22 protein-coding genes are annotated in these 20,789 nt (G+C 64.8%); 7 read left to right on the top strand and 15 right to left on the bottom strand.

Annotated features, from left to right (window positions below; all coding sequences use genetic code 11):
• Positions 1–290: 290 nt before the first annotated feature.
• On the top strand, positions 291–1,601 hold the full coding sequence (locus BRAD3257_RS17510) for a pilus assembly protein TadG-related protein (protein ID WP_244607978.1): 1,311 nt from the start codon (positions 291–293) through the stop codon (positions 1,599–1,601).
• 77 nt (positions 1,602–1,678) lie between these two features.
• Here the strand turns inward: BRAD3257_RS17510 and BRAD3257_RS17505 are convergent, their stop codons facing one another.
• Positions 1,679–2,017: a phasin family protein gene (locus tag BRAD3257_RS17505; protein ID WP_122402845.1), complete on the bottom strand. Its 339-nt coding sequence runs from the start codon at positions 2,015–2,017 to the stop codon at positions 1,679–1,681.
• Between the two features lie 387 nt (positions 2,018–2,404).
• Between BRAD3257_RS17505 and BRAD3257_RS17500 the strand changes: the two genes are divergently transcribed.
• A complete protein-coding gene (locus BRAD3257_RS17500; RefSeq protein WP_122402844.1) occupies positions 2,405–4,228 on the top strand; it encodes a D-alanyl-D-alanine carboxypeptidase in 1,824 nt (607 codons plus the stop codon).
• Positions 4,229–4,461: 233 nt separating this feature from the next.
• On the opposite strand, the gene BRAD3257_RS17495 is transcribed toward BRAD3257_RS17500, so the two are convergent.
• The 4 genes from BRAD3257_RS17495 to BRAD3257_RS17480 form a co-directional block, all read right to left on the bottom strand.
• The gene (locus BRAD3257_RS17495; protein ID WP_122402843.1) at positions 4,462–5,187 is read right to left on the bottom strand and encodes a DnaJ domain-containing protein; all 726 of its coding nucleotides are present in this window, start codon (positions 5,185–5,187) and stop codon (positions 4,462–4,464) included.
• A gap of 61 nt (positions 5,188–5,248) precedes the next feature.
• Entirely contained in the window at positions 5,249–5,998 is a 750-nt protein-coding gene (locus BRAD3257_RS17490) for a vWA domain-containing protein (protein ID WP_122402842.1), read from the bottom strand.
• 136 nt (positions 5,999–6,134) lie between these two features.
• Positions 6,135–6,995: an alpha/beta fold hydrolase gene (locus tag BRAD3257_RS17485; RefSeq protein ID WP_122402841.1), complete on the bottom strand. Its 861-nt coding sequence runs from the start codon at positions 6,993–6,995 to the stop codon at positions 6,135–6,137.
• A gap of 342 nt (positions 6,996–7,337) precedes the next feature.
• Positions 7,338–8,261 (bottom strand): division plane positioning ATPase MipZ, encoded by a 924-nt coding sequence (locus BRAD3257_RS17480; RefSeq protein ID WP_122406620.1) that lies wholly within the window; start codon positions 8,259–8,261, stop codon positions 7,338–7,340.
• Between the two features lie 283 nt (positions 8,262–8,544).
• Here BRAD3257_RS17480 and panC point away from each other — a divergent pair, with 283 nt between their 5' ends.
• A complete protein-coding gene (gene panC / locus BRAD3257_RS17475; RefSeq protein WP_122402840.1) occupies positions 8,545–9,396 on the top strand; it encodes a pantoate--beta-alanine ligase in 852 nt (283 codons plus the stop codon).
• Here panC and BRAD3257_RS17470 read toward each other — a convergent pair.
• The 4 genes from BRAD3257_RS17470 to BRAD3257_RS17455 all read right to left on the bottom strand — a co-directional run bounded on the left by BRAD3257_RS17470 (position 9,393) and on the right by BRAD3257_RS17455 (position 12,189).
• A complete protein-coding gene (locus tag BRAD3257_RS17470) occupies positions 9,393–9,833 on the bottom strand; it encodes a DUF1489 family protein (RefSeq protein ID WP_122402839.1) in 441 nt (146 codons plus the stop codon). The genes panC and BRAD3257_RS17470 overlap by 4 nt on opposite strands.
• 42 nt (positions 9,834–9,875) lie before the next feature.
• On the bottom strand, positions 9,876–10,859 hold the full coding sequence (locus BRAD3257_RS17465; protein WP_122402838.1) for a hypothetical protein: 984 nt from the start codon (positions 10,857–10,859) through the stop codon (positions 9,876–9,878).
• A 157-nt stretch (positions 10,860–11,016) separates the two neighbouring features.
• Positions 11,017–11,220, bottom strand: coding sequence for a hypothetical protein (locus tag BRAD3257_RS17460; RefSeq protein WP_085969273.1), 204 nt, complete (start codon positions 11,218–11,220; stop codon positions 11,017–11,019).
• A gap of 306 nt (positions 11,221–11,526) precedes the next feature.
• A complete protein-coding gene (locus BRAD3257_RS17455; RefSeq protein ID WP_122402837.1) occupies positions 11,527–12,189 on the bottom strand; it encodes a glutathione S-transferase family protein in 663 nt (220 codons plus the stop codon).
• 124 nt (positions 12,190–12,313) lie between these two features.
• On the opposite strand from BRAD3257_RS17455, the gene BRAD3257_RS17450 reads away from it, so the two are divergent.
• Entirely contained in the window at positions 12,314–13,027 is a 714-nt protein-coding gene (locus tag BRAD3257_RS17450) for a DUF599 domain-containing protein (protein WP_122402836.1), read from the top strand.
• A gap of 277 nt (positions 13,028–13,304) precedes the next feature.
• Here BRAD3257_RS17450 and BRAD3257_RS17445 read toward each other — a convergent pair whose 3' ends face one another.
• From BRAD3257_RS17445 to mgtE, 4 genes are all read right to left on the bottom strand, one after another.
• A complete protein-coding gene (locus BRAD3257_RS17445; protein ID WP_122402835.1) occupies positions 13,305–14,225 on the bottom strand; it encodes a hypothetical protein in 921 nt (306 codons plus the stop codon).
• 49 nt (positions 14,226–14,274) lie between these two features.
• The gene (locus tag BRAD3257_RS17440; protein WP_122402834.1) at positions 14,275–15,093 is read right to left on the bottom strand and encodes an aldo/keto reductase; all 819 of its coding nucleotides are present in this window, start codon (positions 15,091–15,093) and stop codon (positions 14,275–14,277) included.
• A 140-nt stretch (positions 15,094–15,233) separates the two neighbouring features.
• Complete coding sequence (locus tag BRAD3257_RS17435; protein WP_122402833.1) at positions 15,234–15,551, bottom strand: helix-turn-helix domain-containing protein; 318 nt, start codon at positions 15,549–15,551, stop codon at positions 15,234–15,236.
• Positions 15,552–15,738: 187 nt separating this feature from the next.
• Positions 15,739–17,160 (bottom strand): magnesium transporter, encoded by a 1,422-nt coding sequence (mgtE, locus tag BRAD3257_RS17430; RefSeq protein WP_122402832.1) that lies wholly within the window; start codon positions 17,158–17,160, stop codon positions 15,739–15,741.
• Between the two features lie 81 nt (positions 17,161–17,241).
• Here mgtE and BRAD3257_RS17425 point away from each other — a divergent pair, with 81 nt between their 5' ends.
• Positions 17,242–18,039, top strand: coding sequence for a polysaccharide deacetylase family protein (locus tag BRAD3257_RS17425; protein WP_122402831.1), 798 nt, complete (start codon positions 17,242–17,244; stop codon positions 18,037–18,039).
• 160 nt (positions 18,040–18,199) lie between these two features.
• The gene (locus BRAD3257_RS17420; RefSeq protein ID WP_122402830.1) at positions 18,200–19,570 is read left to right on the top strand and encodes a polysaccharide deacetylase family protein; all 1,371 of its coding nucleotides are present in this window, start codon (positions 18,200–18,202) and stop codon (positions 19,568–19,570) included.
• Positions 19,571–19,574: 4 nt separating this feature from the next.
• On the opposite strand, the gene BRAD3257_RS17415 is transcribed toward BRAD3257_RS17420, so the two are convergent.
• A complete protein-coding gene (locus tag BRAD3257_RS17415; RefSeq protein WP_122402829.1) occupies positions 19,575–19,949 on the bottom strand; it encodes a hypothetical protein in 375 nt (124 codons plus the stop codon).
• Positions 19,950–20,235: 286 nt separating this feature from the next.
• Here BRAD3257_RS17415 and BRAD3257_RS40055 point away from each other — a divergent pair, with 286 nt between their 5' ends.
• Complete coding sequence (locus BRAD3257_RS40055; protein ID WP_174221578.1) at positions 20,236–20,493, top strand: hypothetical protein; 258 nt, start codon at positions 20,236–20,238, stop codon at positions 20,491–20,493.
• A gap of 97 nt (positions 20,494–20,590) precedes the next feature.
• Here the strand turns inward: BRAD3257_RS40055 and BRAD3257_RS17405 are convergent, their stop codons facing one another.
• Complete coding sequence (locus BRAD3257_RS17405; RefSeq protein ID WP_122402828.1) at positions 20,591–20,779, bottom strand: hypothetical protein; 189 nt, start codon at positions 20,777–20,779, stop codon at positions 20,591–20,593.
• Positions 20,780–20,789: the final 10 nt, after the last annotated feature.

Here is a 20,789-nt window from a genome sequence, read left to right as displayed (position 1 = left end):
GGTCCGGGCGATCCCCACCAAGGTTAATCAATCCGGACCGATTTGACAAAAATTTCCGGCCGGCCTGTTTAGAACGCGTTGACCAGGAACCCAGCCGCGGTGCAGGGCGCGACCTTTTGGTCCGTGGTCCCTCCGGCTTTGCAGCGTGCAATTTACCGGCGATTCAACGATGTGGCGCAAAATCCGGCAAAGTCACAGATTTCGGGGTCGCCATGTGTCGCTCGTCCGTCGTCATCCGCATTGGTCGACAGCTCGCCCGTTTTGCCGGAGCCGAGCAAGGCAATATCGCCGTGATCTTCGCCATCGCGCTCGTCCCGGTGTTGACCTTCATAGGCGCCGCCATCGATTACAGCCGGGCCGCCAACGCCCGTACCGCGATGCAGGCGGCGCTGGACTCCACTGCTCTGATGCTCTCCAAGGACCTGTCGGCGGGCACAATCACGACATCCCAAATCAGCTCAAAGGCACAGAGCTACTTCACCGGCCTGTACACCAATACAAGCGCTCAATCCCTCTCGATCTCCGCGACCTACACCGCCGCCAGCAGCAGTAGCAATGCGACGGTCCAGGTCACCGGATCCGGATCCATCCCGACCGAATTCATGAAGATCGCCGGATTTCCGAACCTCGGTTTCGGCGCGACCGCGACCAGCACTTGGGGAGCCAACCTGCTCCGCGTCGCACTGGTGCTCGACAACACCGGATCGATGGCCAACTACAACAAGCTCGCCTCGTTGCAGAACGCCGCCAAGAGCCTCGTGACCCAATTGTCTAATCTCGCCGTCAACCCCGGCGACGTCTACATTTCCGTCATTCCGTTCGAGATCGATGTCAATGTCGGCACGTCCAACGTCAATGCGAGCTGGCTGCGCTGGGACCAGTGGGACCCCACGAATTATCCGAACTCGTCGTATCCCTGGCAGACCTATTGCAGCGGCGGCTACTGGATGACTTATGCCCAATGCGTGGGGCACGGCTACACTTGGAATCACACGCCTACGATCGACAAGACACTGTGGAACGGATGCGTGACCGACCGCGACAAGAGCTCCAACTACGATGTCACCTCGACCGCGCCCTCCTCTCTCGCCACCTCCTTCTACGCGGATCAGGATCAATCGTGCCCGACAGCCCAGATCCTCCCCCTGACCTACAACTGGACTGCGGTCAACAACACGATCAACTCGATGACCGCGCGCGGTGCAACCAACCAAACCATCGGCCTGCAGTGGGGCTGGTTCTCGCTGCTCCAGCAGTCTCCCCTCAATGCACCGGCGGAATCGATCACCGGCAACACCTACCAGCACATCATTGTGCTGTTCACTGACGGCCTGAACACCGGCAACCGCTGGTACGGTGACTTCTCTAGTACGAGCACACAGGTCGATGCCCGCATGAGCACCTTGTGCACGAACATCAAGAATTCAGGCGTCACCATCTACACCGTGCAGATCGATACGGATGGCGCTGGCCAATCGGCGGTCCTGCCGGCCTGCGCGAGCGACTCAAGCAAGTTTTTCATGCTGACGAGCTCCAGCCAGATCGCATCCGCTTTCAGTCAGATCGGAACCTCCATCTCCAAGCTCCACGTCTCGCGCTGACGCGGAAGTGGAGCCACTCACAAAAAAAGCCCGGCTGTTTCAGCCGGGCTTTTCGCTTCCAGGATTTCCCGGAGAGTTTAGTGAGCGGCCGGGGTGAACTTCGACACAATCGTCTCGACCGGCTTGAACGCCTGCTTGGCGAGGTCGTTGTAGAGGCCGGCGATCTTCTGCGATTCCGCAACGAAGGTCTCGTAGGCGGAACGGGCAAAATCGGTCTGTGCTTCCATGGCCTTGTCCAGCGACTTCACGCCGGAAAGCTTCTCGACAAAGGACTTGGTGTCTTCGAACGACTTCTTCGTATAGTCGCCATAGGCGCTCGCGATCGCCTGGAGGCCGTGCTGCACCGAGGTCGCGGAGGCAACGCACTGCTCGAACTGCTCTTTCCCGTAGTTCTGAAAGTCTTCAACCTTGAACATCTCGGAATCCTTTTCCCTGGCTCACGTCGGGAAGCCCCGGCTCCCTGACTTCGCCCAAAATTAGTGCAACGCACAAAAAAGTCAACAATCTTGTGCATCGCACAAAATTCGATGCAAATCGCAGAAATTCCCGGGGTTTCCCGCAAGGGTTCCTTAAGCTTTTGGAAACCGCGGCCCCCTACCCTGATTCCCTGGACGTGTTCACTTCCGCAAGCGGCCAAAAGCCGTTTGAGAACATCACCTTGGCCAGAACAGCGGCTCGGGTCCAACGTCCCCCGCGGCGAACACCAGCGGAGGGACAGCCTGAGCAGGTAATGATCCCGGGTTTATTGGGCACAATTTCGCCTCACGGGCCGGTGATCAAGTCAGAAACGGGGACGGGGTTCCATGCTTCGTAAAAACTTGTCTTCCTCGCGCTTGGCGCGGGTTGGCGTTTTCGGGCTTCTTACGGTCACCACCGCAGTCATCTTCACCACCGATGCTGCCGAAGCGCGGCGCCATCGCCGACACTACGCGCACCACCGGGTCCAGCGCGATGTGTCCGAGAGCTCCAGCCCGAAATTCGCGTCCATCATCATCGACGGCAATTCCGGCGCGGTGCTGCAGGCGACAAGTCCTGACGGGATTCGCCATCCGGCCTCGCTGACCAAGATCATGACGCTCTATCTGCTGTTCGAGCGCCTGGAATCCGGCAAGATGAAACTCGACACTGAGATGCCGGTGTCCCAGCACGCTGCCGACCAGGATCCGACCAAGCTGAATCTGCGTGCCGGCCAGACCATTCGCGTTGAGGACGCGATCAAGGGCCTCGTCACCCGTTCAGCCAACGATGCAGCCGTGGTGATCGCAGAAGCGATCGCCGGTAACGAGGACGACTTCGCCCAGATGATGACGCGCAAGGCGCGCTCGCTCGGCATGTCGCGGACGGTCTACCGCAACGCCAATGGCCTTCCCAACGACGAGCAGGTCACGACCGCACGCGACCAGGCTACGCTGGGTCGCGCCATCCAGGAGCGCTTCCCGCGCTACTATCGCTATTTCGCGACCTCGACCTTCAATTGGCGGGGACAGTCGATCCGCAACCACAACCACCTGCTCGGCAGCGTCGAGGGCGTGGACGGCATCAAGACCGGCTACACCCGCGCCTCAGGCTTCAACCTCGTTACCTCGATGCGCCGGGGCAACCGCCACCTGATCGGCGTTGTGCTCGGCGGCCGTAGCGGCGGTTCGCGCGACGCCATCATGCGCAACCTGCTCGCCGAGAATCTCGAGAAGGGTGCAACCGTCCACACCGTCGCCGCAGTCACGGAGCGCAACGGCGCCGAGGCCAATACCGACGTCGCCGATGCATCGGATGCTCCCCGCTCCGCGCCGCAGGTCCAGGCCGCTGTAGCGCCTGCTCCCGAGGCTGCCCCGTCACGCCTTGCCGCGCGTCTGTCGACGCTGGCCGCCGCGACTGCCGCCATGCCGCCCGCTCAGCCCAAACCCGAAGTTCGGCCGACGGAGTCCAAGGTCGAACCTGCGCCGCTCACCAATGGTGTGATCTCGAGCCAGCCGCTCTCCATCATCCCCGGCTCGTCCGAGCCGATGAAGCCGGTTCGGGTCAAGACGGTTCAGGTCAAGGCCGGCGCCGTGAAGGTCGCCTCTGCGGCCCCGGCTCAGGTCGCGCCGCCGGTCACCAGCACCATCCCGCCGCGTTCGGACGTCGCGGAAACCTCCGGCGCCATCGTCGCCAGGGCAGACCTCATCAACAAGCCGGAGGCGGTGAGCCAGCCGGAAGCGCCGAAGGCCGAGATTGCCCGCACCGAACTGCCTCGGCAGCCGGCCGGCTTCGGCACCGGCAACGGCATTCTCGGGGTGCTGCCGGCCGCGGCGCCCACTCCCGCCGCTCCGAAGCTCGCGTCCGCCGAGCCGCCGTCGCAGCCGATCCAGATGAGCGCCACCACCAGGCCAGCCGTCACCCACAGCGGCTGGATCGTCCAGGTCGGCGCGCTCGATAGCGAGAACGAAGCTCAGCAGCGCATCGATGCCGCCCGCAACTCGGCGCGCGGCTTGCTCAGCAAGGCCGACCCGTTCACCGAGCCCGTTGTCGCCAAGGACAATCGCAAGCTCTACCGCGCCCGCTTCGCCGGGCTCGAGCGCGACCAGGCCGAAGCAGTCTGCCGCACCTTGAAGCGTGCCGAGATCTCCTGCATCACCGTTCGCAACTGATCTCCTTCCTCCGTTGCAGACCAAATGCCCGCGCCTTGCGCGGGCATTTTCATTTTGGGCTGCGGTGATGCCGAAGCGGTTTCACGACAAGGCTGTTCCACGACAACCTCTCGTCAAGGATTTACGGTTAAAACTTTGCTTGAGGGGATCGACCACGCCGACACAGGCGGGCGACGGCGACACAGAGCAAACGGAGCTCACGCGGTACGGGCGTTTGTGGCGTGGTGCCGGAGTTAGCCGTTATGCGTGCGAAGCAGAGTATCCTTGGCCTCGTTTACCCGGGCAGCGAGATACGTCGAGCCCCCTTGGTCGGGATGGAGTTTCTTCATCAGGGCCTTGTGGGCCCGGCTGATGTCGTCGCGCCCCGCGCCCGGCTGCAGGCCAAGGATCTGATAGGCTTCCTCCGCCGTCATTTTGCTGCTCGCCGCCGTGCGGCGCTGCCGCCCTGCCGCATCGCCCTGCGCGTTCTGACGCCAAGCGGGAAACCGGCGGTCCAGATAGCTTTCAAGTAAGGCCACGCTCTCGGCGTCGAAGGTCGGGACCATCGCCAGCAGGCCGGCGAGATCGAACTCATCGAGACTGCGCCCGGCGTGAGGCCCCGCGACGATCTGGCCGGAAAGCTGGCCAGAGTCGTGGTCGAGCCGCATGTCCAGGAATGGCGAGCGCACCCGCGAGGCCTGCCCGGACGGGCGCGTCGCGCCGCCGCCGAACAGCCCTCCGACATTGCCGAAGCCGGCATTCGCCAACGGCGTCCAGCCGAGCAACCCGGCGCCAAATATTCCGAGGGGGATCGCAACCGCCAGCTCGCCGCGCAAGCCCGTGAAGGCTGCGACCGCCAGCGCCAGCACGCCGCCGCCGAACTTGATGGTGCGCGCCAGCACCGCCGGATTGGCGGAGCGGAACATCTGGAGCAGCAGGTAAAGCGTGATAACAGCGACAGCGCCGGCAAGCAGGGTCATGGCCGGAATATAGTCGTCCTCTCGTCAAAAAGCATGGCGTTCACTGCCGCCGGCCAGGCCGCTATTTCAGCTGGCTGATCAGCTTCGCCGCGCCGCTCACGCTTCCAGCCAATTTCAGCAACGCCTCACGTCCGCCGGCGGCATAGGCCGCAGCTGCCCGCAACAGCTCGCGCAGCTGCGCCGCCGCACCGGGATCGAACCGGCACCAGGCACCGCCAGTCAGGCGCGCGATCTCGCGGAAGGCCCGCTCGGCGACGGCGTCATGACCTTCCTGAAACACGAACACCGGCACCTTGAGCATGCCGAGTTCGCCGGCTTTGGCGCAGAGCTGGTCGATTTCTTCCTCCATGGCATCGCCGACGAAGACCACGGCCCGCACGCCGGATGCGACCGCCTCGCGCCGGGCCTCGCTCAGTACCTTGCCAATCTGGGTGTCGCCGCCGCGGCAATCGATCTTGCTCATCAGCGCCGCCAGCTTGGCGCTGTCGGAGATCCAACCCGTGGCCCGGCACTCGTTGAAGCCGCGATAATAGACCAGCCGGATGTCGAGACTGCCGAGCGCCGCGGCCTCGCGAAACATGTCGGCCTGGAGCGCGCAGGCCATGTCCCAGGTCGGCTGCCGGCTCATCGTCGCATCCAGCGCAAAGATCAGCCGTCCCTTCGCGCCCGGTGCATGCGGTGACAGGGCCCGCGCCTTGGCGACGAAGGCGGCGATGTCTTCCGCGGTTGAGGTCCCCGCTTGCGGTAGCGCGCCGTCTGCTTGCGCCGAGACGGCATCGCGACCGCGCGGTTTGATGGGTTCGCCCGACATCGCTTGCACCTTGCGTGAACGGCTAATGTGGTCAGCGCATGCGGCCCGGTCAATGCGCAAAGCCTCCGCGGGCGGGCGCCGGCGGAGGCTTACAGTCGAGCGGCGATGTCAGCTCTTGTACGTCAGCCCTTGTACGTCAGCTCTTGGCAGGCGCCATCAGGGCGACCGGACCAGGCTCGAGGACCTTGGGCGGGGCCGATTGCGTGTCGACCGGCGCCACCTCGCTGTCCGTCGCGTTCAGGAACTTGTCGAGCATGCTCTGGATCGAGCTCTTGGCCGCATCCGGACCGGTGTCGCGCATGTCGTTGTGCTGGAATTCGGTCTTCACGACCTGGATGCCCGCCTTCTCGCATTCCTCGTCGGTCGGGAGCACGCCTGCGTCCGTCTTGAACTGTGGATCCTGCGAGCGGAACGAGAGGATCTTGAACTTGCCGGCGGTGACGAAGGGCACGCGCAGATTGTCGAGCGTGACGACCTTCTTGACTTCGTCCGGATACTGCTTGGCGAAGTACATCGTGATGTCGCCGCCCATGGAGTGGCCGACCATGGTCACCTTGTCATAGTCGGCGTTGGGCTGAACCTTCTTCATCTCCTGCATGGCGAGATGGATGTTGGCGACGCCGCGCAGGATCTGCGGCAGCCGGCCGACGTAGAGTTCGCCGGGCTTGGTCACCATCGGAGGATCGGTCGGCAAATCATGCTGCGGGCTCACGACCATGTAGCCGCGCGCGGCGAAGATGTTGGCGAGGAAGCCGTACTCGGTGTTCTTGACGGTGTTGCCGTGGTTGATCACGGCGACCGGCAGCGTGATCATGCCGGCATTGGCCTGCAGTTCCTTGTCGCGGCGCACCGCGATGTCTACGGGCACCGGGCGGTTGTCGCGCGAGGCATCGTAGAAGGTGATGGTCTCGTGCTTGATCGCCCACTTGCTCGCCGTGAAATAGGCGATGCCGCAGAGGGCACTGACCGAAACCAGAACGGCAATTCCACGCTTCATTTTCGTCCTCAGCCTCAGGCTTTGCGGCCTGAATCCCTGTTGAAAATCGTGTTCTTCCGGGGCTCTTCGGCCCCTGGTCGCCTATTCCCTAATATATGTCACAGGAGCGTGACAGGAAGGCTAAATATTGTGAGCCCGCAGCCCTTTCATTGTGCGTCGCACACGGTTTGTGAGCACCCCATCCTCATACCGCTACGTCAGGGTGCAGGTCACCGTTCGACGCAACCGGTCTCGATTCGGTTCGATTTCGCAGTAGATGCAGGATAGAACGCGCCGGACGCGGGCCGGGTTCCCGCGACAGGTATTACCCGGAACGGCTGGAACTGGCGCGATACCGAGGCGTCAGGCGCCGAGGATGTCGTGGACCTCAAGCGGCTTGTCGACCTGGCTGAACCACTCGGCCCGGTTGGCGGCGCGGCGGCGGCCGCGCTCGTCGAGCGGCAGCTTGAGCTGGCGGAGCAGGCTCGTCACCTCTTCCCGCGCGGTGAGATGGCCGAGATTGGGCCGCATGCCGAGCGTGGCCTCATCGATCTCATCGAGGGCGGTCAGGCCGCGCGGAAAAAATTCGCGGTACACGACACGCTCGGCGAAGCCATCGACGTAGCGGAACCCGAGCCGCAGCGACAAATCCTTCAACCCCTCGGCGACGAGTTGCTTGTTGCGGGAGCCGAGCATGGAGAGGCGGTTGCGCACGACGATCCAGTCGGTGGTCGCGCCATCGACCTGGCGGCGCTTGCGCCTGACGTCGCGTACCATCTCGGCATAGTGACTCTCGCCCGTCACCGCGTAGCTCGCGGGATCGACGGTGCCGAGCACATCGAAATCGAGGAAGCTGTCGTTGATCGGCGTCACCAGGGTGTCGGCCATCGAATGGGCAAGCCGCATCAGATAGCTGTCGGTACCGGGCGTATCGATGACGATGAAGTCGAAGCTGCTCTCGACTGCCGAGACCGCCTCCATGAACTGCTGGAACTCGGAAGTCTCGTTCTCGGCAATCTGCATGGTCTCGCCGAGCTTGATGCAGCGATGCACCGGCAGTTCGAGGTCGAGCTTGGTGCGACGGGCCCAGGCGGCGCGGTTGTCGATATAGCGGGTGAAGCTTCGCTGGCGGCAGTCGAGGTCGATGGTGGCGACCCGCTGGCCGGCCTTCAGGAGCGCAACAGCAATGTGCAAGGCGGTGGTCGATTTGCCGGAGCCGCCCTTCTCGTTGCCGAGCACGACCACATGCGCCGCGCCGGATTGGCCTTGGCTAGCCTGCACAAGCATAGCGATCCTCAACACCCTGACGAATATCTTCGAGTTGGTCGCCTCTGCGGTCAAGTGAAATGCGTGACAGGTAATGCAAATCGCAGCGCGCCCTGCTTCATCATGAATCGCGCGCCATCTTTCATCTGCGATCCGGCCCACAATGTCGCAAACGTGCTGCGCCACCGTGCGCGGGATGCTGTGCCGCATCCGGATGCATGGCGTCCACGAGCGCCGCTTGTTAAGGTTAGCCTGCTGGCGCTGCGCCCGCGCCTTTCGTCGCTTCCCAATCCGTCGAGTCCTGATGTCAGCAAGCCCATTGATCGCCCGCACGGTCCCCACCCTGCGACGCGCCATCGACAATCTCCGCAAGCGAAAGGCCACGATCGCGCTGGTCCCGACCATGGGGGCCCTTCACGACGGGCATGTGTCGCTGGTTCGTCTTGCCAAGCGGCGCGCCACTCGCGTCGTGGTGTCGATCTTCGTCAACCCCACTCAGTTTGCCCCGACCGAGGATTTTGGTGCCTACCCGCGAACCTGGAAGGCCGATATCGCCAGGCTCGTCGCCGAGGAGGTCGATATCGTCTGGCACCCGGGCGTCGCAGCCATGTATCCGGAGGGCTTTGCCACCCGCATCGTGCCGGAAGGGCCGGCGCTGGCCGGGCTCGAGGACCGCTTCCGACCGCACTTCTTCGGCGGTGTCGCCACCGTCGTCGGCAAGCTGTTCACGCAGTGCCGGCCTGATGTGGCGATCTTCGGCGAAAAGGACTTTCAGCAGTTGCGGGTGGTGATGCAGATGGCGCGCGACCTCGACCTCGGCGTCAAGGTGATCGGCTCCCGCACCGTGCGCGAGCGCGACGGGCTCGCGATGTCCTCGCGCAACGTCTACCTCTCGCCCGAGGAGCGCCAGACCGCCACCGTCCTCTACCGCGCCATGAAAGAGAGCGCCGCGCGCATCCGTGCCGGCGATTCGATCGCGCCTGCGATGGGAGGCGGCGCCGAGATGATCAAGGCGGCAGGCTTGGCGCTCGACTATTACGAGGTCCGCCATGCCGAGACGCTGGCACCGGTCACCTCGCGCAAGGACGGCCCCCTGCGGATCCTGGTCGCGGCCAGGCTCGGCACCACCCGGCTGATCGACAATATCGCTGTTTAGAGCAGCCCGAGGTCACGCAGCTGGCGCCGCATCGGCTCCGGCATCGCCGCAATCGAGCCGGCCGCAGACTTGCCGAGATCGGCCGGCGCGGAATCATCGGTCAGATAGCGCCAGCCCTGGAACGGGCGCATCGGCCGCGGCGAGACCGAGATCACCTTCGGCTGCATCACGATCCGGCAGCGCCCGATGCCGTCCTTGTCGCGGAACGGCTCGATGCCGATGATCTTCTCGCGCGCGGCGATCTCGCCCTTGATCACCCAATAGAGCGAACCTCCGGCGAGGATTTCGGCGTCGCGCTTCGGCACCATGCGGGTGATGTGGATGTGACGTTGCGGCAGACCCTTCTTCTTGGCGGTCCGCATCCGTTCGGCCACCCACTCCTTCAATTCCTTGACGGAGTCGCAGCCGACGGCGAGCTTGATCAGATGGAGTGGCATGCCCAAGCATTAGCCGGGCAGCCACGCATTGGGAATGCCGATCTATTCATTATCCGCAGCCGGAGCAGCGGCCGATGCCGGCGGCGGTGCGAGCGGAACCGGTGCGGCTGCCGGCGCACGCGCAGCTTTTGGCGCCGGCGGCTTCTTCGCGGCCGGCGCTGCGGCCTGTGCCGAGGTCGCGGCCGGCGCACGCGGTGCCGCCGCTGCGTTTGCGGCCGGCGTCGCCTGGCGGGTCGCCGCGGGCGACGGTTCCGGATTCATGATGCTCACCGGTGGCGTCGACGAAGCGCTCGGGAACTCTGCATTGGTCGGCTTGCCCGTCGGCACCGATGGCGGCATCCCGGCGAGTGCAGCGGTGACCGGCATCGCTGTCGCTGCTGCAGGCGTGTTCCAGGTCGGCGCATAGCGCGCGACCAGCGTGTCATAGAGATGGGAGTCCATGTTGGCCGCGACCTGCCGCTGGTCGGCCAGCGAGCGGAACGCGGCGCAATCGACCTGCGTGCAGCCGTCGCGCATCATCAGCACATGCGCGACAAGGCCGTAGCGATCACGCTCCAGCGACTTGCGCAGCACCTTCATGTCGATTGTCAGACTCTTCTCGGCCGCGGCGGCGTCGCCGAGCGCGGTCAGCCGGTCGATCCTGGCGGCAGTGTAGGAGACCGCCGCAGCCGCTGCGTCAGGCGCACCGAACAGCGCCTTCTCGCAACCAGCGGCGACGACATCGCCGGCGAGATCGTCGAGACAGGACAGCGCCGGCAGGCTCGCGGTCACCGCACCTTGCGCGCGCGCTTCGGCTGGAGCGGACTGCGCTTCCGGTCCATAGACGCGCACGGTGGCGGCCCCCGCGATCGCGATCGATAACAGCGTGATGACGGTCAGCGCACCATTGGCGACCGATCTGTCGGCGCGCAGCAGCGTGATCAGGAGGATCAATCCGAAGAATCCGGCAGCCGCCAGCGTCATCCACATCGGGAGGGCCGGCGAACGCCAGATTTGGTCAAGCGAACTGGCCCATGCCCAGTTCATGCGCGACGTCCCCTCACGCGAGCAAAGAGCGAATGGTCAAGCGAGCACCGCGTGTCGGCAACTGCCCCCGCTCACCTTGTGAAGGTGAAGCAGGCCTTTTGACGGCGGCAGAATGCAATTCCCCGGGGTCGCCAATGCGCTGACGGCGTCACAGCCTTCAGGAGAGCGCGAGCTGGCTTTCCTTGGCAACGCGCTCGAAAGCTTCGGTCGAGCTCTTGATCCGGTACTGGCAATCGTCGCCTTCGGTCGGCAGCAGGCGGATGACCTCATAGGCGCCGCTGGCGGCCGGACGCGCAACATTGCTAGCCGTGAACAGGACGCGCGTTCCCACGGGGAATTTGTGCTTCAACACCCTCTCCATTACTCAAACAGCGCCTGCCTCGCCCAGTGTCCCACTGCGATGGCTGGCCGGAAACCCGGGCCGCTATATAGCACGCGGCCGGTCGTTTTGGCCAGCACCATGCCAGCATGGCGAGCACACAAATTTTGCAGTTTTTTCAGAATGATAGAGATGGAACCAGCGGACCGATGATACCGCCGGGGTCGCTGGTTCAGGGGGCGTGTGGCAGGCCGGTCGCAGCTCCGAGTGAGGCGTTGCTCTGGTCGATTTCCGGATCATGAGAGCCGCCGGCCGACACGCGGTCGGCCGCACCCACCAGAGCTGCGATCAGGCGTCCTCGAATTTCGCGATGACAAGCGTTTCAGCCAGCCCGTCGCGCGTCCATTCCTGGAATGCCGGCAGCGCCATCATCGTTTCCATGTAGGCCCTGGTGTCCGGCGCCACCTCGATCGCATAGGTGCGGAAGCGGTGCACGACCGGCGCATACATGGCGTCCGCCGCGCCGAAGCGGCCGAACAGGAACGGCCCCTTCGCGCCATAGCGGGCGCGGCATTCGCGCCAGATCTCCTCGATCCGAGCGATGTTCGCCTTGGCGTCCGCCGACAGCGTCACGGGGCGGATCGGCCGATGCAGGTTCATGCCGCACTCGTTGCGCAGAGCGGCGAAGCCGGAATGCATCTCGGCGCACACCGAACGGGCATGCGCGCGCGCAGCGACATCGTCCGGCCACAGCTTCACTTCCGGGTAGCGCTCGGCGATGTATTCGATGATGGCAAGCGAATCCCACACCGTGATGTCGCCATCGACCAGCACCGGCACCTTGCCGGCGCGGCTGAAGGACAGGATCTGCTCCTTGTCCGCGGGATTGTCGGTGTAGAGCGGGATCAGCGTCTCCACGAACGGGATGTCGTTGGCGCGGAGCGCGAGCCAGGGCCGCATCGACCATGACGAGTAGTTCTTGTTGCCGATCGCGAGTTTCAGCGCAGCCATGTCACCAGTCCTTCCCGAGACGTCCTAGAGCGAGCTGCTTTTAACGCCATCGCCTGCCGCCAATCAATCGTTGCTGCGCCCCGTCATGCGTGGCAATCGTTGCGGTCCTTGCGAGGAGAAAGACATGAGCAGGCATTGGGTCGACATCGCTGCCGTCGGCTTCTTCATCATCGAATGGCTGATTTATGCCCTGACGCTGGAGCACTCGGCCTATGGCCGCGACAGCCTGTCGGCGCGCATGAACGGCTATCGCGAGGTCTGGGTACGCCGGCTGCTCGACCGCGACACGCGCATGGTCGACATGCAGATCATGGCCTCGCTCCAGAACGGCACCGCCTTCTTCGCCTCCACCAGCCTGTTCGCGCTCGGCGGCGCGCTGGCGCTGCTGCACGCCACCAACGACGCGATCACGATCCTGAGCAAGCTGCCGATCGACCTCAGCACCTCGCCCGCGCTGTGGGAGCTCAAATGCGTCGGCCTCGTGCTGATCTGCGTCTACGCCTTCTTCAAATTCGCCTGGGCCTATCGCCTGTTCAACTATGTCGCGATCCTGTTCGGCGGCATGCCGCCGGCCAACCGGCGCGACACGCCGGAGGCCGAAGCCCACGTCATCCGCACCTCGCGCCTGTTCGAATCCGCCGGCCGCCATTTCAATCGCGGCCAGCGCGCCTTCTTCTTCGCGCTCGGCTATCTCGGCTGGTTCGTCAGCCCATGGGTGCTGTTCGTCACCACCGCAGCCGTGGTGGTCGTGACCTGGCGCAGGCAGTTCGCGTCGAGCGCGTGGGCCGCGATGGCGCCGGAGGTCAACCTTGATGAGGGGATGAAGCGCAGTCATTGATCTCTCGTGTCCCGGACAGGCTGCAACGCGCGAAGCGTTGCGGCGCAGAGCCGGGACCCCGAGCAACACGGCACGGGCGCGGCGACATGGGCCCCGGCTCTGCAGCGCACGCTGAAGGAGCGCTGCGCTGCGTCCGGGGCACGCGAGAGGCGTGTGGTCCACGCTCTCTCCTCCTCGTCATTGCGAGGAGCCCTTGCGACGAAGCAATCCAGAATCCCGCCGCGGAATTTGCGTGATGGGATTGACAGAGGGCGACACAGGCACGATGGCGGGAGCGCTACGACCCAAAATCCTTCGGGCTGAACGGCAGGTCCAGCACCTTCCATTCCCCATACAAATTGGCCGGCAGCATCTTGTAGGGCTGGCAGTTCTGGAGCGCGCTCATTGCAGACTTGACGATGGCCACGCCTTTCGCGGACGGCGGCGCTTCGATCAGGATGGGCTCGCGCGCCAGCGTGCCGTCGGTGGCGAACACCGCGCGCAGCTTGACATGGACGTTGTCGCTCGGCGCGACCCCGGCGGGCAGCTTTGCGCAACTTCGCAAATGACGACGGAGTGCCGCGATGACTTCGGCCGGCAACCTGGCCGCGATCGAATCCTTGGCGTCGCCGCCATCGTCCTTGGGGGCATCCTTCGGCTCGGGCGGCAGCTCGGGCGGCAGGCCCAGCATGACCCCGTATTTGACTGTGACGTCGGGCTGGGGCGCCTGATAGGCCGGCGGCGCAGCCTGCTGCTGCGGCATCGCCTGAGGCGGCGTTTGCGGCGTCGGCTGAGAGTGCTGCTGCGGCTGAGACTGCGGCTGCGGTTGCACGTTGGCCTCGTGCTGCTTCGACGCCTGTGCGGGTTGCGGCTGCTTCTGCTGTGGCTCGGGCGAGGCGTGCGGTGACGACGATGGTGCCGCAGTCTGCTGCTCGGCCGCAGACTTCAACGCTGTGTCCGCCTTGTCGTTGAGATCGAGCTTGGGCAGCTTCAGGTCGGGAAGCGGCTCGGGCGGCTTCTCCTTCGCCGCTTCCTTCTCCTCGGCCTTGGCTTCCTCCTGCTTCACCTGCTCCGGCGTGACGATGTCGACCGTGACAGTCTCGGACGGCGCGGCGTGAAACGGATGGACCTCGCTGATCAAAACGATCAGCGCCACCAGCGTCAGATGCGCGATCGCCGAGGCCGCAATGTCCGTCCGTATGATCTTCCGCAGTTCCATCGACCGATCTTGGGTTGCCGTCGCGGTCCTAGCATACCGCGGGTCCCTCTCAATCCCATTTCGGCGCGAAGCCAAAGTCGGTCAGGCGTCCCTTCGGGGTGGCGAGCGCGGCGATCCGGCTCATCTCCTCCTCCGACAGCTCGAAATCGAAGATCTCGATGTTTTCCGACAGGCGCTCGACGCGCGAGGTGCGCGGGATCGCAGCGACATTCTGTTGCACCAGCCAGCGCAGGCAGACCTGCGCCGGCGTCTTGCGGTGGATGCGCCCGATCTCGGCAAGCCTCTGGTCGGTCTTGATGCGGCCCTTGGCGATCGGGCTGTAGGCGACCAGCGCGAGGCCGTGCTGGTCGCAGGCCGCCCTCACCTTCGCCTGGTCGAGATAAGGATGATACTCGACCTGGTTGCAGACGAGCGGCTCCGGCGAGGCCGCCACCGCCTGCTCGATCAGCGCCACCGTGAAATTGGAGACACCGATGTGGCGCGTCAGGCCCATCGTCTTTGCATGCGACAGCGCTCCAAGCGTCTCCGCCAGCGGCACGTGGGGATTGGGCCAGTGCAGCAGCAGCAGATCGACGGAGGGAAGCCGCAGGCGTGCGAGGCTCTCCTTGACCGAGCGTTCGAGATCGTGGGGCGCGAAATGGTTGGTCCAGACCTTCATCGTGAGGAACACTTCATCGCGACGCACGCCGGAGGCGCGCAAGCCATCGCCGACCTCGCGCTCATTGTCGTAGGCCTGCGCGGTGTCGAGGTGGCGATAGCCGAGCCGCAGCGCCTGCTCGACCACGCGCGCGCAGGTGCGCCCTTCAAGCTCCCAGGTCCCGAGCCCGATCGCCGGAATCCTTGCACCATTGGCCTCTACGAACAGCATGAGGAATCCCCTCTGTTGCGGCAGCCCCGTCGACATTATGGACCTCGTCCGGGATGGTTGCCAACGGACGTCAGTGCTATCGGGACGGATGTTCAGGGCAATGCTAACCGGAGGTTCGCGCGAGGCTTCAGGCCTTGACGTCACGCCTTGGCGAGCGCCTGGAACACGGTATCGGGCGCATGCGCGATCACCGCGAGCAGCGCGCGGGCCGGCCCCCGAGGAGCACGCTTGCCCTGCTCCCAGTTGCGGATGGTCTCGACGGGAACGCCGAGCTTGGCCGCGAACTCCATCTGGGTCAGGCAGGCGCGGCGGCGCAAATCGCGCACCGCGAGCGAAGAGGTGTCGGCCGGCGCGGCATTGGCCGCAAGCTCGACCGCCGACGGCTGGACCGGAAACTCCTGTCCGTCCCGCAATTCAACGACCCGTCCGTCCGCCTTCAGCCGCAACCGCATGTCCAGTCCCCCAAGCGCAGCGATGATGCGGCAGGTCGCTTAAGTTCGGATTAAAGATTGTCTCGTGCCCCCAAACGCTGCGCAGCCAGGACACGAGAGTGAGGATGCCCCCGCTGCCTCCTCCGTCATTGCGAGGAGCCCTTGCGACGAAGCTCGCAATGACGTGGTGAGAGCCTGGGGTCCCAAACCGGCCCTACTTCAACCCGAACCAGAGCGTCGCGATGCCGAGGAAGGAGAAGAAGCCGACCACATCGGTCACGGTGGTCACGAACGTGCCCGACGCCACCGCGGGGTCCGCCCGCACGCGCTCCAGCGCCATCGGGATCAGGATGCCGCCGAGCGCGCCGGCGACGAGGTTGCAGATGATGGCGAGCCCGATGACGATGCCGAGGCCCGGGATCTTGAACCAGGCCACCGCGGCAATGCCCGTGATCACGGCGAAGGCGAGCCCGTTGACGAGGCCGACCAGCGACTCGCGCAGCACCACGCGCCAGGCATTGGAGGAGCCGAGCTCGCGCGTCGCCAGTGCCCGCACCGCGACCGTCATGGTCTGGGTCGCCGCATTGCCGCCCTGGCTCGCCACGATCGGCGCCAGCACCGCGAGCGCCACCATCTTCTCGAGCTGCCCCTCGAACAGGCCGAGCACGGAGGACGCCAGGAACGCGGTGGCGAGGTTCACCAGCAGCCAGTTGAAGCGGCCGCGCGCAATCGTGAGGACGGTGTCCGACAGCTCTTCGTCGCTGGTGACACCGCCGAGCGCCTTGAGGTCCTCTTCCGCCTCCTCCTCGATGACGTCGACGACGTCGTCGACGGTGATGACGCCGACGAGGCGGTCCTGGGTGTCGAGCACGGGTGCGGCGACGAGATTGTACTTGCCGAACATGCGCGCCACCTCTTCCTGGTCCTCCAGGACGGAAACGCGGCGGCGGTCCTCGTCAGTGAGTTCGGTCAACGCCACCGGCCGGCGCGTGCGCAAGAGCACATCGAGCGGCACGGCGCCCTGCCAGTGCTGGTCCTTGTCGACGACGTAGATTTCGTAAAAGCGGTCGGGCAGATCCGGCGTCTCGCGCATATAGTCGATCGCCTGGCCCACGGTGAAATCCTGGGGCACCGCGATGAACTCGGTCTGCATGCGGCGGCCGGCGGAGTTCTCCGGATACAGCAGGCTGCGCTCGAGCGCGACGCGCTCCTTGAGCGGCAGCTTTTCGAGGATTTCCTCCTGCTCCGCGGCGTCGAGGGTTTCCAGGAGTTCGACCGCATCGTCGGATTCGAGCTCGCGGACACCCTCGGCGACCGTCTCCGGCGGCAGCTCCTCGAGGATCTCCTCGCGCACGGTCTCGTCGACCTCGTTCAGCGCGGAGAAGTCGAAATCACGGCCGGTGAGTTCGACGAGGCGGACGCGGGCGTCGGGCTGCAATGCCCCGATCAAATCGCCGAGATCGGCCTCGTGCAGCTCCGCGACGCAGGCGCGCAGCGCCGCACTGTCGCCGGCCTCGATCGCATGGGCAATTTCCTCGACGAATTCGTGACGAATTTCGCCGTCTTCATTGCGCATCGGCACGTGGTCGAGTACCGAATCCGAAGCGGTAGGGGCAACGTCCATATGTTCGTCCATGGCGCGCCTCGCCGTTTGACAGGTGAAACGAGTGATCTGGGCTGACGATCAGGCAATACCCACAAGGCAACTCCGAGCGCAATGACAAAGATGCTCCAACTGAGGTGGACCTCGATGATGGCGGGTGCGCTCGTCGTCGGCATCGTCTCGACGGATGCCGCCGAGTGCCCGCGCAAGGACGCGCTCGGTACCTCGCGCATCCTCAGCGTCGACGCCAAGACCTATCCGCGCGTCGGCTTGAAGAGCTTTCCGCAGACGCTGCCGCTGGCCGATCACGAGGTCGTGCTGACCTTCGACGACGGCCCCTACCCGCCGACGACATCGAAGGTGCTGGCGGCGCTGGCGCAGGAGTGCGTGCGCGCAACCTTCTTCCTGATTGGTCTGCACGCCACCGAACACCCCGAGATGGTCAAGCGGATCGCGCGCGAAGGCCACACCATCGGCCACCACACCTTCTCGCATCCGTTCATGGCGCGGATCCCGTTCGACAAGGCCAGGAGCGAGATCGACCGCGGCATCGCGGCCGACGAGATGGCGCTGCACGGGGTGTCGACGACGACACCATCGACGCCGTTCTTCCGCTTCCCCTATTTCGAGGGGACGCAAGCGCAGCTCGACCTGCTCCAGTCGCGCGGCATCGTCGTGTTCGGCGCCGATCTTTGGGCCAGCGACTGGAACGAGATGACGCCGGAACAGGAGTTGAAGCTCGTCACGGAGCGCCTCGCGGCTAGCGGCAAGGGTATCATCCTCTTCCACGACCCCAAGGCGCGCACGGCGGCGATCATGCCGGCCTTTCTGCGGTATCTGAGAGAGAACGGCTTTCGCGTGGTTCACGTCGTGGCGGCCGGCGCGCCGCCGAAGAATGCCGATGCGCGCTGATCCCGGAATGTCACGCCGGCGCAAAATGGGGTGATTTTGGCCCTATTAACACTCTGTTCATGCTACGCCGTGCAAACATGGAGGGGACGTGCGCCTGAACCGTTTCGGTGCAGCTCCGACCTAGAATGGCGGCAATCGCTTATGAGGGCAGACCGGGTTCATGATCGGAAGTAGCGTTGTAGTTCGGACGCGATCGTGGATCGTCCTCTGTCTGGGATTGCTGACCGTGGGCGCGCCGGCAGCTTATGCAGCCGACTGCCCCGGTCACCCGGACGCGCTCGGGACGTCCCGCACCCTCGTGGTCGATCCGCGCGAGCATCCGCGCATCGGCACCATGCAGTACCGCGAGACGCTGCCGCTGAAGGACCATGAGGTCGTCCTGACCTTCGACGATGGTCCATTGCCGAAATATTCCAACCAGGTCCTCAAGATCCTCGCCGACGAGTGCATCAAGGCGACCTTCTTCATCATCGGCAACCAGGCCAAGGCCAATCCGGAAGGCGTGCGCAAGCTGGTCGCGGCGGGCCACACCGTCGGCACCCACAGCATGGACCATCCGCTGACCTTCGACCGGATGCCGATCGAAAAGGCCGAGGCCGAGATCAACGGCGGCATCGAATGGACCTCGGCCGCGATGACCGATCCGTCCCAGCTCGCCCCGTTCTTCCGCATTCCCGGCCTGATGCGCGCCGAGGGCGTCGAGAACCTTCTGATCTCGCGCGGCATCCAGGTGTGGAGCGCCGACTTTCCGGCCGACGACTGGCGGCACGTATCGTCCGACCGCGTCTACCAGCTCGCGATCCAGCGGCTGGAGGCCAAGGGCAAGGGCATTTTGCTGCTGCACGACATCCAGGCCCGCACCGTGGCGGCGCTGCCGAAGATCATCCGCGACCTCAAGGCGCGCGGCTATCGCATCGTCCATGTGGTGCCCGCGACCGCCGAGCGGCCGGCGACGCCGACCACGGCGGTGGAATGGCTGCTGCATCCGCCGACCGAAACGACGCCGATCGCACGCTGGCCGCGCGTGCCGAATTTCGTATTCACGCAGACCCGGATGCTGCCGGCGCCCGCGCTGGCCGATCTCAATGCGCAGACCGAGCATCAGCCGCTGCTGCCGCGCCGGACCAAGGGGCAGATGGATATCGCATCCACCCTGCCCGTGCCCGACCGCGATCTGTTCGCAATTCCGGAGGGCTCGGTCGAGGTGCTGCTGTCGACGACCTTGTCGCGGCGTGCCGCAACCCGGCTGGCGATGGCAGCCGAGCCACCTCATGCGGCCAGGGGCAAGGCAGCACAGGGCAAAGCAGCAAAGGGCAAGGCAGCCAAGCTGCAAGGACGGCGTACGGCGCATACAGCGTCGGCGGCACCGGATCATGCCGCGCAGCCCATCGACATTGCACCCAAGGGGACTGCAGCCAAGGTGACTGCAGCCAAGGGGATTGCGGCCAAGGGGATTGCGGTCAAGGACGCGGCCTCTAAGCGCGCTACGCCCCGCCCGACCCGCGTCGCCAGCCTGAAGAAGCGCGTTTAAGCCCTCACTGCCGCATGATGGCGGCGACGCAGAGCAGCACGATCAGCGCCAGGAAAAACAGGTCCATATAGGACTTGAGCTCGCCGTCGCGCCGCAGCCGCGCAACGTCGGCGACGACCTGCTTGCGCGCCGTGGTTCCGCCCGAACCGTCATTGATCGGAGCCTGGAGGCGCTTGGTCTCGGCCTCCAGCTTCTCGATCTTCTGGAAGAAATAGAATGCGCGCAGCGTCGAGGCCGCGCGCATGGCGGCATAGACCAGCACCAGGATCGCGATGATCGCCCGGTTCTGATATTTCTCCATGAAGTTCAGGCTGAAATAGACCATCGCCATGAAGGCGAAGTTGGTGAAGAAGCGATAGACGAAGCTGAGAAAGACCATGCGCGCTCGAGCCTTGAGGGGTAGCGCAATCGGATCGTTGCGCGTACGGGATCAGGGGCCAAACCGGAACAGCCGGCCTGGATGCCGTGCAGGCCCGTCTACGCCAAGTTTATTTCGACAGAGATACGATCGCCCCGCACCCGCCGCCTTTTAGCCACACGCGGCCATAATGCAAGCCGGAGCACGTCGCCGGTCCATGGCGGCGCCGGCGGCCGCAACGGCTCAATGGCGATTTGGCCGAAGTCGCGATAGACTTGGGAGCTGCCGCCACATCTGGGGTCTGCCGATGTCGAAAAAGGGAATCACGGGCCACGATGACTGGGTGCTGACCGAGGCGCTCGCGACCGCCCTGGTCGCGCTGGAGCAGCTCGAGCCGAAGCACCGGCCGAACGCCCATATGGAGGACATCCGCAAGCTGCTCGCGAACGGCAAGGAGCCGGCGGCGGTGAGCCTGCACCTGGCGCAGGCCAAATGCCGCCTGTTTCCCGAGCTCGACCCGCTGGAGATCTACCGGGAATACGGCATCGGCGAGGAGTATGGCTAAAGCGCGATGAGATTTGGATGAATCGTCATCGCGCTTAAGCTTGTTGTTTACGCATGATCTTTCCGGAAAACCGCTTCGCACTTTTCCGGATCATGCTTTAGGGCCCGCCCGCGACCGATCCCGCGATCACCATGACCAGCGCGCCAAGGTCGATCTTGCCGTTGACGGTCAGCTCCTCCGAGCGGTTTCCATCGTTCGCGCCCTGGACCTTGAGCGATTGCGGCCGGTCGGCGGCCTGACGCTGCAACTCGCCGACGATCGCTTCCTTGAGCTTTTCTTCCAGCATGGGCCCCTCC

The sequence above is a fragment of the Bradyrhizobium vignae genome (assembly GCF_900324035.1).
In the GTDB taxonomy this organism is placed as follows: Bacteria; Pseudomonadota; Alphaproteobacteria; order Rhizobiales; family Xanthobacteraceae; genus Bradyrhizobium; species Bradyrhizobium vignae.
Note: the sequence above shows the minus strand (reverse complement) of the source record. Positions and strands in the feature narration are given on the sequence as shown.

Bases quoted from the DNA above. Each gene is read 5' to 3' on its own strand.
- BRAD3257_RS17505 (WP_122402845.1), bottom strand. From the start codon at position 2,017: ATGTTCAAGGTTGAAGACTTTCAGAACTACGGGAAAGAGCAGTTCGAG.
- BRAD3257_RS17500 (WP_122402844.1), top strand. From the start codon at position 2,405: ATGCTTCGTAAAAACTTGTCTTCCTCGCGCTTGGCGCGGGTTGGCGTT.
- BRAD3257_RS17495 (WP_122402843.1), bottom strand. From the start codon at position 5,187: ATGACCCTGCTTGCCGGCGCTGTCGCTGTTATCACGCTTTACCTGCTG.
- BRAD3257_RS17490 (WP_122402842.1), bottom strand. From the start codon at position 5,998: ATGTCGGGCGAACCCATCAAACCGCGCGGTCGCGATGCCGTCTCGGCG.
- BRAD3257_RS17485 (WP_122402841.1), bottom strand. From the start codon at position 6,995: ATGAAGCGTGGAATTGCCGTTCTGGTTTCGGTCAGTGCCCTCTGCGGC.
- BRAD3257_RS17480 (WP_122406620.1), bottom strand. From the start codon at position 8,261: ATGCTTGTGCAGGCTAGCCAAGGCCAATCCGGCGCGGCGCATGTGGTC.
- panC (WP_122402840.1), top strand. From the start codon at position 8,545: ATGTCAGCAAGCCCATTGATCGCCCGCACGGTCCCCACCCTGCGACGC.
- BRAD3257_RS17470 (WP_122402839.1), bottom strand. From the start codon at position 9,833: ATGCCACTCCATCTGATCAAGCTCGCCGTCGGCTGCGACTCCGTCAAG.
- BRAD3257_RS17465 (WP_122402838.1), bottom strand. From the start codon at position 10,859: ATGAACTGGGCATGGGCCAGTTCGCTTGACCAAATCTGGCGTTCGCCG.
- BRAD3257_RS17460 (WP_085969273.1), bottom strand. From the start codon at position 11,220: ATGGAGAGGGTGTTGAAGCACAAATTCCCCGTGGGAACGCGCGTCCTG.
- BRAD3257_RS17455 (WP_122402837.1), bottom strand. From the start codon at position 12,189: ATGGCTGCGCTGAAACTCGCGATCGGCAACAAGAACTACTCGTCATGG.
- BRAD3257_RS17450 (WP_122402836.1), top strand. From the start codon at position 12,314: ATGAGCAGGCATTGGGTCGACATCGCTGCCGTCGGCTTCTTCATCATC.
- BRAD3257_RS17445 (WP_122402835.1), bottom strand. From the start codon at position 14,225: ATGGAACTGCGGAAGATCATACGGACGGACATTGCGGCCTCGGCGATC.
- BRAD3257_RS17440 (WP_122402834.1), bottom strand. From the start codon at position 15,093: ATGCTGTTCGTAGAGGCCAATGGTGCAAGGATTCCGGCGATCGGGCTC.
- mgtE (WP_122402832.1), bottom strand. From the start codon at position 17,160: ATGGACGAACATATGGACGTTGCCCCTACCGCTTCGGATTCGGTACTC.
- BRAD3257_RS17425 (WP_122402831.1), top strand. From the start codon at position 17,242: ATGACAAAGATGCTCCAACTGAGGTGGACCTCGATGATGGCGGGTGCG.
- BRAD3257_RS17420 (WP_122402830.1), top strand. From the start codon at position 18,200: ATGATCGGAAGTAGCGTTGTAGTTCGGACGCGATCGTGGATCGTCCTC.
- BRAD3257_RS17415 (WP_122402829.1), bottom strand. From the start codon at position 19,949: ATGGTCTTTCTCAGCTTCGTCTATCGCTTCTTCACCAACTTCGCCTTC.
- BRAD3257_RS40055 (WP_174221578.1), top strand. From the start codon at position 20,236: ATGTCGAAAAAGGGAATCACGGGCCACGATGACTGGGTGCTGACCGAG.
- BRAD3257_RS17405 (WP_122402828.1), bottom strand. From the start codon at position 20,779: ATGCTGGAAGAAAAGCTCAAGGAAGCGATCGTCGGCGAGTTGCAGCGT.